The sequence below is a fragment of the Pannonibacter phragmitetus DSM 14782 genome (genome assembly GCF_000382365.1).
GTDB lineage: Bacteria > Pseudomonadota > Alphaproteobacteria > Rhizobiales > Stappiaceae > Pannonibacter > Pannonibacter phragmitetus.
Genome location: NZ_KB908215.1, coordinates 247,485 through 263,936 on the forward strand (window position 1 = coordinate 247,485; position 16,452 = coordinate 263,936).

Annotated in this window: 11 protein-coding genes; 4 read left to right on the top strand and 7 right to left on the bottom strand. The window is 64.2% G+C overall.

What is annotated here, in order from left to right; genetic code table 11:
• Positions 1-18: 18 nt before the first annotated feature.
• Genes H163_RS0101160 through H163_RS0101170 form a run of 3 tightly spaced genes read left to right on the top strand, consistent with a single transcriptional unit; the run spans position 19 to position 3,454 of the window.
• Positions 19-969 (top strand): ABC transporter permease, encoded by a 951-nt coding sequence (locus H163_RS0101160; protein ID WP_019962703.1) that lies wholly within the window; start codon positions 19-21, stop codon positions 967-969.
• Positions 966-1,784, top strand: a complete 819-nt coding sequence (locus tag H163_RS0101165; RefSeq protein ID WP_019962704.1) for an ABC transporter permease — start codon at positions 966-968, stop codon at positions 1,782-1,784. The genes H163_RS0101160 and H163_RS0101165 overlap by 4 nt, the downstream gene beginning before the upstream one ends.
• Complete coding sequence (locus H163_RS0101170) at positions 1,781-3,454, top strand: ABC transporter ATP-binding protein (RefSeq protein ID WP_019962705.1); 1,674 nt, start codon at positions 1,781-1,783, stop codon at positions 3,452-3,454. Before H163_RS0101165 ends, H163_RS0101170 begins: the two co-directional genes overlap by 4 nt.
• Here the strand turns inward: H163_RS0101170 and H163_RS0101175 are convergent.
• The 7 genes from H163_RS0101175 to H163_RS0101205 form a co-directional block, all read right to left on the bottom strand.
• Positions 3,438-4,031 (bottom strand): class I SAM-dependent methyltransferase, encoded by a 594-nt coding sequence (locus H163_RS0101175; protein WP_019962706.1) that lies wholly within the window; start codon positions 4,029-4,031, stop codon positions 3,438-3,440. The genes H163_RS0101170 and H163_RS0101175 overlap by 17 nt on opposite strands.
• A 60-nt stretch (positions 4,032-4,091) precedes the next feature.
• On the bottom strand, positions 4,092-5,255 hold the full coding sequence (locus H163_RS0101180) for an ABC transporter permease (protein ID WP_019962707.1): 1,164 nt from the start codon (positions 5,253-5,255) through the stop codon (positions 4,092-4,094).
• The gene (locus tag H163_RS0101185; RefSeq protein ID WP_019962708.1) at positions 5,252-6,277 is read right to left on the bottom strand and encodes an ABC transporter permease; all 1,026 of its coding nucleotides are present in this window, start codon (positions 6,275-6,277) and stop codon (positions 5,252-5,254) included. Before H163_RS0101185 ends, H163_RS0101180 begins: the two co-directional genes overlap by 4 nt.
• Positions 6,278-6,355: 78 nt before the next feature.
• Entirely contained in the window at positions 6,356-8,272 is a 1,917-nt protein-coding gene (locus H163_RS0101190) for an ABC transporter substrate-binding protein (RefSeq protein WP_019962709.1), read from the bottom strand.
• The gene (locus tag H163_RS0101195) at positions 8,269-10,158 is read right to left on the bottom strand and encodes an ABC transporter ATP-binding protein (protein WP_019962710.1); all 1,890 of its coding nucleotides are present in this window, start codon (positions 10,156-10,158) and stop codon (positions 8,269-8,271) included. The genes H163_RS0101190 and H163_RS0101195 overlap by 4 nt, the downstream gene beginning before the upstream one ends.
• A 210-nt stretch (positions 10,159-10,368) precedes the next feature.
• Positions 10,369-12,243: an adenylate/guanylate cyclase domain-containing protein gene (locus tag H163_RS0101200; protein ID WP_208975286.1), complete on the bottom strand. Its 1,875-nt coding sequence runs from the start codon at positions 12,241-12,243 to the stop codon at positions 10,369-10,371.
• 97 nt (positions 12,244-12,340) lie between these two features.
• Positions 12,341-13,519, bottom strand: a complete 1,179-nt coding sequence (locus H163_RS0101205) for a CaiB/BaiF CoA transferase family protein (protein ID WP_019962712.1) — start codon at positions 13,517-13,519, stop codon at positions 12,341-12,343.
• Between the two features lie 187 nt (positions 13,520-13,706).
• Between H163_RS0101205 and pepN the strand changes: the two genes are divergently transcribed.
• Entirely contained in the window at positions 13,707-16,340 is a 2,634-nt protein-coding gene (pepN, locus tag H163_RS0101210; RefSeq protein WP_019962713.1) for an aminopeptidase N, read from the top strand.
• Positions 16,341-16,452 lie beyond the last annotated feature (112 nt).

The window sequence follows — 16,452 nt, forward strand, 5'->3', positions numbered from 1 at the left end:
GCCCTGCAGGATGGCCGCATGACCGGCTTCCTGCTTCGCCGGTTCGTGAGCCTGTGCCTGACGCTGCTGGCGGCGGCGCTGGCGGTGTTCCTGATACTGGAAGTCATCCCCGGCGACCCGGCCCAGCTGATGCTGGGCGTGGAGGCGCGGCCCGACACGCTGGAGGCCCTGCGTAACCAGATGGGGCTCGACCGCCCGGCGGCGGAGCGGTTTCTGCTCTGGATCGCAGGCCTTCTGCAAGGCGATCTGGGCGTCAGCTACACCTACTCGGTGCCCGTGCGCGATCTGGTGGCCGCCCGGCTGCCCGTCACCTTGCCGCTGGCCCTCATCGCGCTGCTTCTGAGCGTTGTCATCGCCATCCCCGCAGGCGTCTGGGCGGCGAGCCGCAGGGGCCGGGCGGCGGATACCGGCATCATGGCGCTGACGCAGGTGGGCGTGGCCGTGCCGAATTTCTGGTTCGCCATGCTGATGGTCTATGTCTTTGCCGTCAGCCTGCGGCTGCTGCCCTCCGGCGGTTTTCCGGGCTGGGACAAGGGCGTTGGCGCTGCGCTGGCCGCGCTGATCATGCCGGCTGTGGCGCTCGCCCTGCCGCAGGCATCCATCCTTGCCCGCATCATGCGCTCGGCGCTGGTCGACACGCTGCACGAGGACTACATCCGCACCGCCCGTGCCAAGGGACTGACGGAGCGTGCGGCGCTGTGGGGCCACGCGCTGCGTAACGCAATGATCCCGGTCCTTACCATCCTTGGCCTGCAGCTGTCGTTTCTGGTGACGGGCACGATCATCATCGAGAACGTCTTCTATCTGCCGGGGCTCGGGCGGCTGATCTTCCAGGCCATCACCCAGCGCGATCTGATCGTCGTCAAAAGCGTCGTGGTGCTGATGGTCGGCTTCGTCATCTTCGTGACCTTCCTCGTGGATGCAGCCTATGCGCTGGCGGATCCGCGGCTGCGGCGGAGGGCGGCGTGAGCAGACGGCATCTATCCTTCGCACTTGGCCTGGCGCTGACGCTGCTGTTCCTCGGCGCGGCCCTGCTGTCGCTGGTGTGGACGCCGCACGACATTGCCACCTTCAAGGTGTCCGCCAAGCTGCAGGGCCCCAGCCTCACCTATTGGCTGGGCACCGACCACTATGGCCGGGATGTGCTCTCCATGCTCATGGTGGGCGCGCGCACCTCGATTGCCGTGGCGCTGGTGGCGGTGGGCATCGGCATGGCGATCGGCATTCCGCTGGGGCTGTGGGCGGCCAACCGGCGGGGGCTGATGGACGAGGCGATCATGCGCTTCAACGATCTGGTCTTTGCCTTTCCCGCCCTGCTGTCCGCCGTGCTGATCACGGCGCTGGCCGGTCCCGGAGCCTTTAATGCCATCATTGCCATCGGCCTGTTCAACATCCCCGTCTTCGCCCGCGTCGCACGCGGGGCGGCGCTGGCCCTCTCCTCGCGCGAATATCTGATGGCGGCGCGGGTGGCGGGAAAGGGCGAGGTGCGGGTGACGATGGAACATGTGCTGCCGAACATCGCCAACCTGCTGATCGTGCAGGCGACCATCCAGTTCTCCCTCGGCATTCTGGCAGAAGCCTCGCTGTCCTACATCGGCCTTGGCGCCCAGCCGCCGCAGACGAGCTGGGGGCGGATGCTGAACGAGGCGCAGACGATGATGGCCTTTGCCCCGCAACTGGCGCTTTACCCCGGCCTTGCCATCGTGCTGACGGTGATGGGGCTCAACCTGCTGGGGGATGGCCTGCGCGACCTGACCGACCCGAAACTGCGGGGACGCGCATGACCGGACCGCTGCTGAGCGTCAACAACCTGTCGCTGGACATTGGTTCCCGGCAGATCATCCGCGATCTCAGCCTTGAGATCCGCGCGGGCGAAGTGCTGGGGCTGGTGGGGGAAAGCGGATCGGGCAAGTCGCTGACAGCGCTCTCGATCCTGCGCCTGCTGCCGCACAGGGCAAGGCTCTCCGGCTCCATCCGGCTGGATGGGGAGGAACTGACGGACAAGAGCGAGGCTGCCATGTGCGCCTTGCGCGGCAACGTCGTTTCGATGGTGTTTCAGGAGCCGATGACGGCACTGAACCCGGTGAAGACCATCGGCGCACAGGTGGCGGAAAGCCTCGCCGTGCATGGCAAGGTGAGCCGCACGGAAGCAGCGCGGGAAGCGTCCCTGCTGCTGGACCGGGTAGGCCTTACGCGCGCCCGTGTCTCGCCGGACCGGTTCCCGCATGAACTGTCAGGCGGGCAGCGCCAGCGCGTGGTCATCGCCATGGCCATCGCCTGCCGCCCGAAGCTGCTGATTGCCGATGAGCCGACAACAGCCCTCGATGTAACCGTTCAGGCGCAGATCCTCGATCTGCTGAAGGAAATCGTCGGCCGCGAGAAGATCGCGCTGCTGCTGATCAGCCATGATCTGGCGGTGGTGGCCGACATGGCCGCCCGTATCGCCATCATGAAGGACGGGGAACTGGTGGAGGAAGGCCCCACCCGCCAGCTGTTGCGCGGCTTCAATGCCCCCTACTCCCGCCGCCTGCTGGCGGCCTCCAGCCATATGCCGAAGCGCATTGCGGCCAGCCCGGCTGCCGCCGGCCGCAAGCAGACAGCGGCCACGCCGCTGCTGAGGGTGGACCGGCTGACGGTTGATTATCCAGTCCCCGGCGCAGGGTTTCTCTCGCGCCTGACCGGACGCGGAGGGCGGCTCAGGGCGGTCGATGGTGTCAGCCTGGAAGTTGCGGAAGGGGAAAGCGTCGGGCTGGTGGGCGAATCCGGTTGCGGCAAGTCCACATTGGCGCGGACCATTCTCGGCCTGCAGAAACCGTCCGGCGGCACGATCCTGATTGACGGCGAGGCGCCGCACGAGGTGCGCGGTGAGGCCATGCGGGCGCTGCGGCGCAAGGTGCAGGTGGTGTTTCAGGACCCCTATGGCAGCTTCGACCCGCGCCAGACGGTGGAACAGGCGATTGCCGAGCCGCTGCATCTTTATCCGGAGCTGAAGCCTGCACAGAAGCGGCGGCGGGTGGCGGATGCGCTGGTGTCCGTTGGCCTCACGCCCGAGGACGGGAAGAAGTACCCGCATGAGTTTTCCGGCGGGCAGCGCCAGCGCATCGGCATTGCCCGGGCGCTGGTGACGGAGCCGAAGCTGATCATCGCAGATGAGCCCGTGTCAGCGCTGGATGTATCGATCCGGGCGCAGGTGCTCGATCTTTTCGCCAGCCTGCAGGACCGGCTGGGCCTGAGCTATCTCTTCATCTCGCACGACCTGACGGTGGTGCGCGCAATCACCGACCGGGTGGTGGTGATGAACGGGGGCGTGGCTGTCGAGGAAGGGAAGAGCGCAGCCGTACTGACTGAGCCATCCCATCCCTATACGAAACTGCTGGTGGCCTCCGCCCCGGATCTCGACGCCATCCTGCGGCGGCGGGAGGCGGAAGAAGCCGGGCTTAGCGCACCGGCTTGATCAGGCGCAGGCGCCACGTGACGCCCTTCTTGTCCGACACCAGCCGGTAGTCATCCAGCACCTGCCAGCGGCTGGCATCATCCGTCGCTTCCCAGAGGCGGGCGATGAGCTTGTTCGCACCGGACTCGGGCCGCTTCGGGGAATACATCGACAGGGCAATCACCCCATCCTCCGCCAGGAACGGCACGTAGCGGGAAACAACGGCTGCCGGATCATCGGCGAAATGCAGCACCTCGTTGAAGACAACGGCGCTGTAACGCTCGCCTTCATTCGGAGTGAAGCTGTGCATGTCGCCTGCCCGCAGCGAGGCGATGGACGGGTCCACATTGGCGATTTCCAGCGCGCGCGGGGCCAGGTCCACACCCGTGTAGTGCTTGAGCCCGAGCGGGGCGAGGCGCTCATAGAGAAGGCCCTCGCCGCAGCCGATATCCAGCACCCGGTCAAAGGCCTTGTTCAGCAGCAGCCACATGCCGATGATGCCGTAGCGCCCGCTCTCAGGAAGATCACGCAGGAAAGCCCAGCGGCCGGCCTCGTATTCCTCGTCCCAGCCTTCGGCGGTGGTGGCATTCTTCGACATGTCAAAACTCCTTATACCGAAGCGCAGAGGCTGCGCTCCGGGTCAATTCCCTCATGCGCTTCACTTATAGGGGTCGGCGGCGTCGCGCAAACCATCTCCCAGGAAATTGAACGCGAGGACGACAATGATGATCGGGATGATCGGCGCCATCAGCCAGGGATAGACCGTCACCACCGAGATGTTCTGCGCCTCGTTGAGCAGAACGCCCCAGGAGACGGCCGGGCGGCGCAGGCCCAGATTGAGGAAAGACAGCGCCGTTTCACCCAGGATCATGCCCGGAATGGACAGGGTGGCCGAGGCGATGATGTGGCTGGTGAAGCCCGGCAGCAGATGCTTGCGGATGACGCGGGACGGCTTTGCGCCCATCAGCAAGGCCGCCTGCGCATATTCCTCCTCGCGCAGGGACAGGAGCTTGGAGCGCACCGCACGGGCAAGGCCCGGCCAGTCGAGCAGGCCCAGAATGATGGTGATGCCGAAATAGATCCAGACCGGATTCCACGTCACCGGCAGCGCAGCGGAGAGCGCCATCCACAGCGGCAGTTCCGGCAGGGAGCGCATGATCTCGATGAGCCGCTGGATGGCGCTGTCGATGAAGCCGCCGAAATAGCCGGCAATGCCGCCGAAGAAGAGCCCGAGCACGATGGAGATGGCAACGCCGACGAGGCCAACCGTCAGCGACAGCCTTGCGCCATAGACGAGACCGGAGAACTGGTCGCGGCCGAGGCGGTCGGTGCCCAGAAGATAGAAGGTTCCATCAGTGGGGGCGCAGACCAGACGGAAGCTGGCGTCGAACAGGCCCCAGAACTGATAGGTGCTGCCACGGCAGAAGAAGCGCAGATGCTTCGGCGTGCTTCTGTCTTCCGTGTAGATCCAGCTCAGGTTCTCCATGTCGACCTCAGCCTTGAGGTCATAGACGAAGGGCGTGGTCAGGCTGCCCTCGTGGAAGAAGCGCACGGTCTGCGGCGGCGCATAAAGATGCTGGGAATCGCGCTCCGACGGCTTGTAGGGCGCAATCACCTCGGCGAAGGGCACGCAGAGATAAAACAGCAGCAGAATGACGCCGGACCACAGGGCAAGTTTGTGGCGGCGGAACTTCCACCACATGATCTGCCACTGGGAGGCCTGGAAATAGCGTTCCTGCTCCGGCGTCAGGGCCTTGGTTTCACGCGGATTGAAGGGGGCATCGTCAACGAAATGGCCCTCGTCACGCTCGGTTGCACTCATGCGCCGGCCCTCCCGCCCAGACGGATGCGCGGATCAAGGACCGCCAGAAGAAGATCGGACACCAGCATGCCCAGCAGGGTCAGCATGGCAACGAACAGCAGGATGAAGCCGGCCAGGAACTGATCCTGCGACTGCAGCGCCGACAGAAGCACCGGCCCGACGGTGGGCAGATTGAGCACCACGGAGACGATGACCGAGCCGGAGACAAGCGAAGGGATCAGGTTGCCGATGTCGGAGATGAAGGGGTTCAGCGCCATGCGCAGCGGATATTTCACCAGTGCCTTGCCCTCGCTGAGGCCCTTGGCACGGGCGGTGGTGACATATTGCTTGTGCAGTTCGTCCAGCAGGTTGGCCCTGAGGCGGCGGATCATTGCCGCCGTGCCGGAGGTGCCGATGACGATGGTCGGCACGATCAGATGCGCCATGACGGACATGGTCTTGTCCATGCTCCACGGCTGGCCGATGTACTGCGGGTCCATCAGGCCGCCGATCGACAGGCCGAACCATTGATTGAAGAAATAGAGCAGGATCAGGCCCAGCAGGAAATTGGGGGTCGCAAGGCCGAGATAACCCAGCAGGGTGAAGCCGTAATCCCCCCAGGAATACTGCCGTGTTGCCGAGTAGATGCCGATGGGGAAGGACACGACATAGACGAAGAGGATGGTGGCGGCATTCAGGATCAGGGTCAGCGGCAGGGTCGGCCCCACCACTTCAGACACCGGCTTTTCAAACTCGAAGGACCAGCCCCAATTGCCCTGGAGCAGACCGTCGAAGCCGTGCGGCCCCGGCCAGGCGCCGATCCAGACGAGATAGCGCTCGAAGAACGGCCGGTCCATGGCAAACTCGGCGCGCAGGAACTCCAGCTTGGCAATGGAGGAAGCCTCGCCGGTGGAGCGCAGCATGGCGATCTGGTTGGAGATGTAATCCCCCGCCGGCAGCTCGATGATGAAGAAGATCAGCAGGCTGATCACGAAAAGCGTCGGGATCATCGTCAGGACCCGGCGCAGGATGTAGACAAACATCAGAGCCCCTCTCTCTGCCCGGCGCGGATGGCGCACACCTGCTCAAACAACAGGACAGTCATTCTCTCTCACGCCCCCTCAACGCTGACCGGACAGCCAGAATTCGTCCATGCGGTGAAGCCCGAACTGGGAACCGGGGTCCCAGCCGTAGATGGCTTCCTGCGGCACGTTTTCGACACCCTTGACCACCACCGGCTGGCGCACCTGCGAGACGAGGCCAATGCGGATGGTCTCGTCTGCGTGGATCTGGAGAATCTGATGCCAGATCTCATCGCGCTGTTCCGGCGAGATGGACGTAAGCCAGGCCTCGTAAAGCTGCATCAGCTTTACGGCAGGCTCCCAGTCAGGCTTTTCACCGCTCTTGCCGCCGGTCTCGTAGAAATCCCCCCAGGAGGGCCAGGACAGCCAGTCGACGCGGGAGGGGACAAGCTCGGTGGGCGGCATTTCCGATGTCGGGATGCCGTTGTCGAGGCCCGACCAGACCGCCATGACGAGATCGCCGGAAATGGCCCTGTCGCGCATTGTGTCGCGCTGGCTTGGCTTGACGAAGAGCTTGACGCCGATATCGCGCCAGGTCTCGCCCACCAGTTCCAGTGCATCGGACTCGGTCTGGCTCTCGCCGGAGGTCTCCACAATGATTTCCAGCGGGCGGCCATCGGGCAGCAGGCGGATGCCATCACCGCGCCGCTTGGTCAGGCCCATCTCGTCCAGCAGGGCATTGGCCTTGTCCGGATCAAAGCCCGCCCAGCGGGTGCGGTACTCTTCCCTGTAGAGCGGGCTGATGTCGATGACCGTGTCATTGCCCGGCACGGCAAGGCCGAAATAGAGCACCCGGTTGATCATTTCCCGGTCAATGCCCAGAGACAGGGCATGGCGGAAGCGGGTGTCGCGCAGAAGCGTGCGCCACACCGGATCCTTCACCGTCAGGTTCGGCAGGATGGCAATCTCCGCGCCCTTGGAAATCGGCCAGAGCAGCGTCTTGTAGCCCTGGTTCTTCTCGCCCTTCTTCAGCACGGTGATATCGGCAAAGGAGAGATTGCGGGCCTGAAGATTGGCATCGCCCGCCTGGGTCTTGGCCGGGATCAGCTTGCCGTCGGCCACGGTCATGATCACCCGGTCCACATAGGGCAGTTGCTGGCCGGTGCTGTCCACCCGGTGGTAGAAGGGATTGCGCACCAGCACGAACCGCTGGTCGCTTTCTGCCGTGATCCGGACCCAGGGCTGCAGCGAGGGCAGATCCGGGTTGCCCGCATTGTACATGTCATCCAGCTTGTTGTGCAGCGCCGCCCAGGAGCGCGCCTTCTGTGCCTGCGCCGCCCGTTCGATGATCGCAGGATCGCCGTAGCGGGCATGATACTGTTTCAGGTAATGCGCCGGACGGTAGATGAACGGCGGGCGGGACAGAGCCAGTTCCGGCAGGAACAGCGGATTGGGGCTCTCCCAGCTGTAGCGGACGGTCGTCTCGTCCAGAACCTCGAACACCGGCCCCTTGCCGCCCGCCAGCAGGAAGGGCGGCAGGCCTGCCGGTGTCAGCTCCGGATTGGTGATCACATCCTCGAAGAAGTAGCGGAAATCCTCGGAGGTGAAGGGCTGGCCGTTGGACCACTTGTGCCCCTTGCGCAGATGCAGCGTGAAGATGCGCCCGTCCACCACCTCCACATCCTTGAGAATGTCGGGAACAAGCTCCAGATCCGCATTGTAGCCGACAAGCCGGGCATAGCCCCAGACGTTGATCAGGCGCACATCACGGGCGCGGCCGATGAGGGTGTTGATATCACCGCCCGGCACGCCGGTCTTGCGGCCATGGGCCTCCAGATCCACGATCAAGGGCTCTTGCGGCACGCGCTCGCTGACCGGCGGCGGATTGATGAAGCCAAGCTGCTCAAGGCCGGCAGTTTCCTTCAACACCAGCGCGGATGCCGGAGACAGAAGCGCGGCGGCGACAAGGCAGGCTGCGGCCAGCCGCTGGCCTGCTGCCAGAATATGCCCGCTCATGCTGCGGTCTCCTTCAGGGGGCCGCCTGCGGCAAGGCCCGGGGCGCAAACCAGATGTTCGGGCGCCACCTCAACAAGCGTGGGCGCCATGCCTGCGCCAAGACGGTATGGCTCCGGCCAGGCGGAAGGGTCCGAGGCCCGCTGGGCGCCGAGAGCGGCAAAATCCAGCGGACAGTTCAGATCCGGCTCCGGCACGGCGGCCAGCAGAGCGCGCGTATAGGGGTGCTGCGGACTGGATATGACGTCCCTCGTCCGGCCCAGCTCCACCAGCCGCCCGCGGCACATGACGGCGATGCGGTCGGCGATGTAGTCAACGACCGCGAGATTGTGGCTGACGAAGAGATAGGTGAGGCCGAGATCGGCCTTGAGATCCTGCAGCAGGTTGAGCACCTGCGCCTGCACGGACACATCAAGCGCTGAGGTTGGCTCATCGCAGAGAATGAACTCCGGCCCGAGTGCCAGGGCGCGGGCGATGCCGATGCGCTGGCGCTGGCCACCGGAGAAGGAATGGGGATAGCGGCGCAGATAGCGCGGATCGAGGCCGACAAGCTGGATCAGCTCGCGCACCCGCTCGGCCTGTTCCTTCGGCGTGCCGGCCTTGTGGATCTGTAGCGGCTCGCTGAGGATCTCGTTCACCGTCATGCGGGGATTGAGCGAGGAGAAGGGGTCCTGAAAGATGAACTGGGCCCGGCGGCGGTAGTCGAGCAGTTCGGCGCCGCAGAGTTCCGCCACATTGGCCGGTGTCTTGCCGCCGTGATAGATGATCGAGCCGTCAGATACCGGAATGGCCCGCAGGATCGCCTTGGCAAGGGTGGTCTTGCCGGAGCCGGACTCGCCGACGATGCCCAGACACTCGCCCTTGCGGACCGTCAGGTTGATATCGTCGAGCGCCTTCACCGTGCGCGGCTTGCCCGAAAACAGGCTGCCCTTGCGGGTGGTAAAGTCCTTGGAAACGCCCTTGATCTCGATCAGAGGCTTGCCGGCCGGCAGGTCAGAGGCCGCACATGCGGTTCTGCGGATGCCGGATGTGTCCACCTTGATCGGGCGGATCGGCTCCAGCCGTTCGGCCTTGTCCATGTGGAAGCGCGGCACGGCATGAAGCAGCGCCTTGAGGTAGGGGTGGCCCGGTGCGGAGAAGAGCTGGCTGGCCGTACCCTTTTCCATGATGCGCCCGTGATAGATCACCACCACTTCGTCCGCCATGTTGGCAACGACGCCGAAGTCATGGGTGATCATCAGCACGGACATCTGCAGCTCGGACTGCACTTCCTTGATGAGCTTGAGGATTTCGGCCTGGATCGTCACATCCAGGGCTGTTGTCGGCTCATCGGCGATCAGCAGCGCCGGGCGGCAGATCAGGGCCATGGCAATCATGGCACGCTGGCGCAGGCCGCCGGACAGCTCGAAGGGGTAGTTGTCGAGCGCACGGGCCGGGTCCGGGAAATGCACGAGACGCAGCATTTCGCGTGTCAGTTCCCGCGCTTCGCCCGCCCCGCAATTGCGGTGCAGCCGCGCCGCCTCGCCGATCTGGTCGCCAATGGTATGCAGCGGCGAAAGCGAGGTCATCGGCTCCTGGAAGATGATCGCAACCCGGTTGCCGCGCAAGTGCCGCATCTGCGGGCCCTTGCGGTCAAGCGCTGCAATATTCACCGGCGGGATCTTGCCGGTTGGATCGGTCAACACCACTTCACCGGAGGTGACACGGGCCGATGCGGGCAGCAGGCCCATGATCGTCTGGGACACGACAGTCTTGCCGGAACCGGACTCGCCCACCAGGGCGACAGTCTTGTTCTGGGGAATGGCGAAAGAAATTCCGTCGACGGCGCGCGAGACGCCTTCGTCCGTATGGAAATCAACGGTCAGGCCGTTGATCGAGAGTACATTCACTCTGGTGTCCCTCCCCCAAGAGACAGTTGCTGCACACGAAGGCCGCCTGCCGCACGGCATGCCTGCTCCCGTAATACCTGTGTTCATAACGGTATAGGGAAGTCATGCCGCTTCCGTGACGGCTATCACATGTTCAGCCTATCCGCACAGAATACCCGGCGGCAAGAGACAGGCGTTGATGATCCGGAGAAATGCAGTGCTGACGGGGACTTATTCGGCGGCCGATGCGCCTTTGGCCGGACGGGCAGCAAGAACCGGCCCGTGCAGGTCCAGTTTCCAGACTTCCACATCCCCGCTGCGGCCGCGCAGCTGCTGGTTTCCGACGCGCTCGACACAAGCCCCCTCAGGGAGCTGCCGGACGGTGGCGTTGCTGAGCAGAACGATCACATCCTCCGTCCCGGCGAACTCACGCCCCAGCGACTGCAGCCTTTCGCAAACGTTCACCGCATCTCCGACAATCGTGTAGTTCCAGCGGTCCTGAGCCCCGACGTTGCCGACCACGACCGGCCCGGAATGAAGGCCGACGCGCACACGAACCGGGACCAGCCCCTTTTCCCTGCGCTGCCGGTTCTGCTCCATGATTGCCTGCCCGATCTTCTGGGCTGTACGGGCGGCAGCCAGAGCGTGATCCTCCCGCGCATCCGGCGCACCCCAGAAGGCCATCATGCCATCACCGATGAACTTGTCGACAGTGCCGCCCTCCTCCTCGACGGCGGCAACAAGAATGGCGAAGTGCTCGTTCAGCATGGCTGCCGTCTCCGAAGCCGTCAGGCTCTCGGACAGGGACGTGAAGCCCATGATGTCGGTGAACAGGATGCTCAGCTCCGCCTCACGCGCAAGCGCCGCCTGCTCCAGGCCAATCCGCATGAGCTTGCGGAACAGGGACCGCGGCACATAGGTGTTCATGGCCTTGAGGCCGATCACCATGGCATTGAAGGCCAGCGCGACCTGATCGACCTCCTTGACGCGGCTGCGCGGCAGCGGGGTGACCTCATCAAGCGCCAGACGGCCCACATGCTCCGACTGGGCAGCCAGCAGCCGGAGAGGCCGGGCAACGCGGCGGCCAAGCCAGACTGCAATCAGAACGCCGATGATGATGGCGGCAACGCCGACAAGCGCGGAGCCGGAGACCCTTTGAATTTCCCGCGAGACGGATGTTGCGCGGAAATACTGGCCGATGATCCAGGGCTCCGGACTGTAGCCGGTGACGGGCACCCGCATGACGATGAACTCCTGCGCCGCCGCCTCCACACCGAGCACTTCGATGCCAAGGTCTGCGGCACGCTGGAATGTCGGATAGCGTTGACCCGTAGCGACTCCGGACAGGACAGGATCGCCGAATTCCTCCAGGCTGGCAGGAGGCGCAGTGGCCGGGGCCGCACCGGTGATCAGCAGATGCTGGTCGGAGTGCACCAGAACCTGGCCCTCGGATGTGACGACGAAAGTCGTGGTGTCCGGCCCTTCATCCAGCGCCTTCACGGCCTCGCCTATGCTGGCGAGCGACGTTGCCGCCGTCAGATAGCCGACAGTCTCCCCATCGCTCAGCAGAGGGACAGTTACATTTGCGTAGACACCGGTTGGATGGGTGACCAGCTGCCCCCAGACCGGGCGGGACGATGGCTCCAGCCGCGGCAGGCTGTCAGGCGCGCGGCCCGGAACGTCAGCGGCCTCCTTGAAAGGCCAGATCTTGCCGTTCTCAGCCTTGAAAATACCGAACCTGTTACCGCGCAGATCCCGGATGACGATCACGGAAAGGCGGCCGTTGGCGGCAACAGCGGCGCTGAGATCAGCCAGCGTCTGATCGCTTGGCTCCGGCTTGATCTTTCCATCGTCAAACAACTGTTTCAGCGCAACCGCTGCATCCTCGACCTGATCAAGATGGCCGCGAACCTGCCGCTCCATGCTCTGGATGGTCAGGATCGCCTTGTCGTTGAGCAGGGAGAATGTGTTCTCGAAATTGGCCTTCACGGACATAAAGAGCACAAGCGCCATGCCTGAGGCCATCAGAAGCCCGAAGCTGAAGCTCACGATGCGGGTCAGGGCAAAGTTGCGCCGTCTGCCGCCAAAAATCCGGAAGATGTTCAATTCCGCATCGTCCTCCAAACACCTTAGACACCTGCCCCGCTCTCAGGTGCCCGACATCCTTGTCCCGCCTTGCCCGGCAATGCAAATGTGACGGCGCCTATCTGCCCCTTTCCCAGCCGATTTCTGCAAGGACGGAGGCTGTATGCTCGCCAAGGCCCGGAGCGGCCGTTTTAAGGGACAGCTCCGCATTGCGGAAGCGGATGGGCGTACGCACCGAAGGCACGGAACCGGCGGCAACATGGGTGGCCGGTAGGTCCACCTTGAGCTGGCGGTGCAGAACCTGAGGGTCCTCGAAGACATCGGCGACCGTGTTGATCGGACCGGCGGGAACGCCTGCCGTCTCAAGCGCTGCCAGAAGATCATCCCGCGTGAACCGTGCCGTGAGATCCGCCAGCTGCGGTACCAGCACATCGCGCCCGGCAACGCGGCCTGCGTTGGTGGCATAGGCCGGATCTGTGGCAAACTGCGGGCAGCCGAGGATGCCGCACAGGCGCTGGAACTGGCCATCATTGCCGCAGGCGATGATCAGGTGCCCGTCGCTGGAAGGGAACACCTGATAGGGCACGATGTTGGGATGGGCATTGCCCAGGCGGCGCGGCGCCTTGCCGGAGATGAAGTAATTCTCCGCCTGATTGGCCAGCACCGCCACCTGCGTGTCCAGAAGCGCCATGTCCACATGCTCGCCCTCACCGGTCATGTCGCGGCGGCGGAGCGCTGCCAGAATTCCGATGACGCCGTAGACGCCGGTGAAGATGTCGGCAATCGCGACCCCGACCTTCTGCGGTTCGCCGTCCCGGTCTCCCGTGAGGTCCATGAGCCCGCCCGTACCCTGGATCATGAAGTCATAACCGGCCCGGTGGGCATAAGGCCCATCCTGACCGAAGCCGGTGATGGAGCAATAGATCAGCCGCGGGTTGACCGCTTTCAGGCTGTCATAGTCCAGCCCGTATTTCACGAGGCCGCCGACCTTGAAATTCTCGATGAGAATGTCCGCATCCTGCGCAAGGCGGCGCACCAGCGCCTGCCCCTCCGCCGTGGTGAAATCCGCCGTGATGGAGCGCTTGCCGCGGTTGCAGGCATGGTAATAGGCCGCATCGGACGGCTCGCCATCCGTACCGGTCAGGAAGGGAGGCCCCCACGTGCGCGTGTCGTCGCCGGCGGGGCTTTCCACCTTGATCACATCCGCGCCAAGGTCTGCCAGCGTCTGCCCGGCCCAGGGGCCTGCCAGAATGCGTGCAAGTTCCAGTACCTTGAGACCTTCGAGCGGTGCGCCCACGATGGAATCTCCTCAACAACAATTGCCAGACCCTGCGTAGCGCCTTGGGCGCACGGGTGCAATCACCACAATCTGCGGCCTGACAGATGCAAACCAGCAGCGGGCGGTGCCTTCGCTTTTTCACGGGGTTGCAAGCGGCCGCCGGGTCTGTTTGAACAGGCATCCAGTCAGCCTTCAGGAGTGCCCCATGTCATCGCAGGAAAACGCCATCATACGCCTCGAAGACTACCGGGCGCCCGAGTTCCAGATTCCCCGCATTTCGCTGGATGTGCATCTGGCACCGCATGACACGCGCATAACAGCCACGCTGGAAATCGAGCCTTCCAGCCAGAATCGCAGCGCCCTCGTTCTGGACGGTGATGGCCTCGCGCTGCTGGAGGTGTATCTGAATGGCGAGCCTCTGGACAAGGACAGCTACGAGGCTTCGCCCAGCCGCTTTGAACTGAAGCAGACGCCGCAGGCGCCCTTCACCCTCACATTCGTGACCTGCCTAAACCCGGAGGCCAACAGCACGCTGATGGGGCTTTACCGGTCCTCCGGCACCTACTGCACCCAGTGCGAGGCCGAAGGCTTCCGCCGCATCACCTATTTCCTCGACCGGCCGGATGTGCTGAGCATCTACACCACCCGGATCGAGGCCAATGAGGCCGAGGCGCCGGTGCTGCTGGGCAACGGCAACCCGTTGGAACACGGGCGGATCAAAGGCACCGGCCGTCACTATGCGGTGTGGCATGACCCGCACCCCAAGCCCGCCTATCTATTTGCGCTGGTCGCGGGCAAGCTCGCCCGGCTCACGGAGACCTTCACCACCCGCTCGGGCCGCGCGGTGGAACTGGGCATCTATGTTGAGCCCGGCAAGGAGCACATGTGCGGCTGGGCCATGGACAGCCTGCGCCGTTCCATGATCTGGGACGAGGAGGTTTTCGGCCTCGAATATGACCTTGATGTCTTCAACATCGTCGCCGTCTCGGATTTCAACATGGGCGCGATGGAGAACAAGGGTCTCAACATCTTCAACGACAAATACGTTCTGGCCGATGAGGAAACGGCGACCGATCAGGACTATGCCCACGTGGAAGCCGTGATCGCGCACGAGTATTTCCACAACTGGACCGGCAACCGCATCACCTGCCGCGACTGGTTCCAGCTGTGCCTCAAGGAAGGGCTGACCGTGTTCCGGGATCAGGAATTCAGCTCGGACATGCGCTCGCGCCCGGTGAAGCGCATCGCCGATGTGCGGCTGCTGCGCTCGCATCAGTTTCCGGAGGATGCCGGCCCCCTCGCCCACCCTGTGCGGCCGCGCGCCTACAAGGAAATCAACAACTTCTACACGGCGACGGTCTATGAAAAGGGCGCAGAGATCATCCGTATGCTCAAGACCCTGCTGGGGGCCGAGGCGTTCCGCAAGGGATTTGATCTCTATGTGGAGCGGCATGACGGGACGGCGGCAACCATCGAGGAATTCATCGCCTGCTTCGCCGGGGCCTCGGGCCGGGACCTGACGCAATTTGCCCGCTGGTACGACCATCCCGGCACACCGCGCCTGCGGGCAGATGTTCATCACGATGCGGCAACAGGGCGCCTGACCCTGACCTTCACGCAGGAACTCGCACAGGCGGCGCAGGATGCCGGGTGCAATGCATTCGAAATTCCGGTCAGCTTCAGCCTCATCGGACCCGATGGCAGGGACCTGCCGCTTGAGCGGCGGGATGGCGGCCCGGAAGGCGTGCTGGTTCTGACGGAACAGCGGCAGAGCTTCACCTTTGAAGGCATCTTCGAAAAGCCCCTGCCCTCGCTGCTGCGCGGCTTCTCCGCGCCGGTGAAGCTGGAGGCGGGGCTGACACCGGCCGATCTGCTGATGATGCTGCGCAAGGACAGCGATCCCTTCAACCGCTGGCAGGCCGGGCAGGATCTGGCAACGCGCGAACTGATGCGGCTTTACGAGGAGGCCCGCCGGGGCGGCACGCTCACCTGCGACATGGCTCTGGTGAATGCGCTGGGAGACGTTCTGGGCAACGAGGACCTGGACCATGCCTTCCGCGCGCAGATCCTGGCCCTGCCGGGCGAGGCAGACCTTGCCCGCGACATCGGCAGCAACGTGGATACGGACGCGATCCTTGCCGCACGCAAGACCTTGCGCCAGGCCATCGGCCGTCAGCATGGGGCACGTCTTGCGGATATGGTGATCCGGCTGGATGACAGCGGCCCCTTCCGCCCGGATGCCGCCAGCGCCGGACAGCGCGCCCTGAAAGGCCTGTGCCTGAGCTATGCCGCAGCTTCCGGGCTGCCGGAAGCTGCGGAGCTTGTGGCCCGTGCCGTGCGCAGCGCCGGGAACATGACCGACCATCTGGCGGCCCTGACGGCGGCCGTTCACGAAGGGCTGCCGGCGGCCGAAGAGGCGCTGTTCAGTTTCGAGGCGCGGCATGGGGGCCATGCTCTGGCGATGGACAAATGGTTCACCGTGCAGGCCACGCGGCCGCATCCTTCCGCACTGACCACGACCGACAGCCTCACCCACCATGCCGCCTTCGACTGGTTCAACCCCAACAGGGTGCGCGCGCTGATCGGCGCCTTTACCACCGGAAACCAGTCGCAATTTGCAAGGGCAGACGGGGCCGGATTCATTTTTGCCGCAGAGGCAATCAAGCGGCTGGACCCGAAGAACCCGCAGGTGGCCGCAAGGCTCTTGACGGTGTTCCGCTCGTGGAAGGCCTATGAGCCGGGCCGCGCGGCTCTTGCCGAAGCAGCGCTGAAGTCCATTGCAGCGCAGCCGGGCCTGTCGCGCGATTGCAGCGACATCGTGGAACGCTGCCTCGCCTGAGCAGCACAAAAATCGCACCGGAAGAGGTTAACGCCAGGGGTTTTGCCAAGCCTCTGGCGTTAACCATTTTTTTCATTTTGCATCTGGACAAACCATTAAAGCTGGATTCAAA

What these genes read in the sequence shown, in the direction of transcription:
- H163_RS0101170 (WP_019962705.1), top strand. Translation starts at nt 1,781, where the DNA reads ATGACCGGACCGCTGCTGAGCGTCAACAACCTGTCGCTGGACATTGGT.
- pepN (WP_019962713.1), top strand. Translation starts at nt 13,707, where the DNA reads ATGTCATCGCAGGAAAACGCCATCATACGCCTCGAAGACTACCGGGCG.
- H163_RS0101160 (WP_019962703.1), top strand. Translation starts at nt 19, where the DNA reads ATGACCGGCTTCCTGCTTCGCCGGTTCGTGAGCCTGTGCCTGACGCTG.
- H163_RS0101190 (WP_019962709.1), bottom strand. Translation starts at nt 8,272, where the DNA reads ATGAGCGGGCATATTCTGGCAGCAGGCCAGCGGCTGGCCGCAGCCTGC.
- H163_RS0101185 (WP_019962708.1), bottom strand. Translation starts at nt 6,277, where the DNA reads ATGTTTGTCTACATCCTGCGCCGGGTCCTGACGATGATCCCGACGCTT.
- H163_RS0101180 (WP_019962707.1), bottom strand. Translation starts at nt 5,255, where the DNA reads ATGAGTGCAACCGAGCGTGACGAGGGCCATTTCGTTGACGATGCCCCC.
- H163_RS0101175 (WP_019962706.1), bottom strand. Translation starts at nt 4,031, where the DNA reads ATGTCGAAGAATGCCACCACCGCCGAAGGCTGGGACGAGGAATACGAG.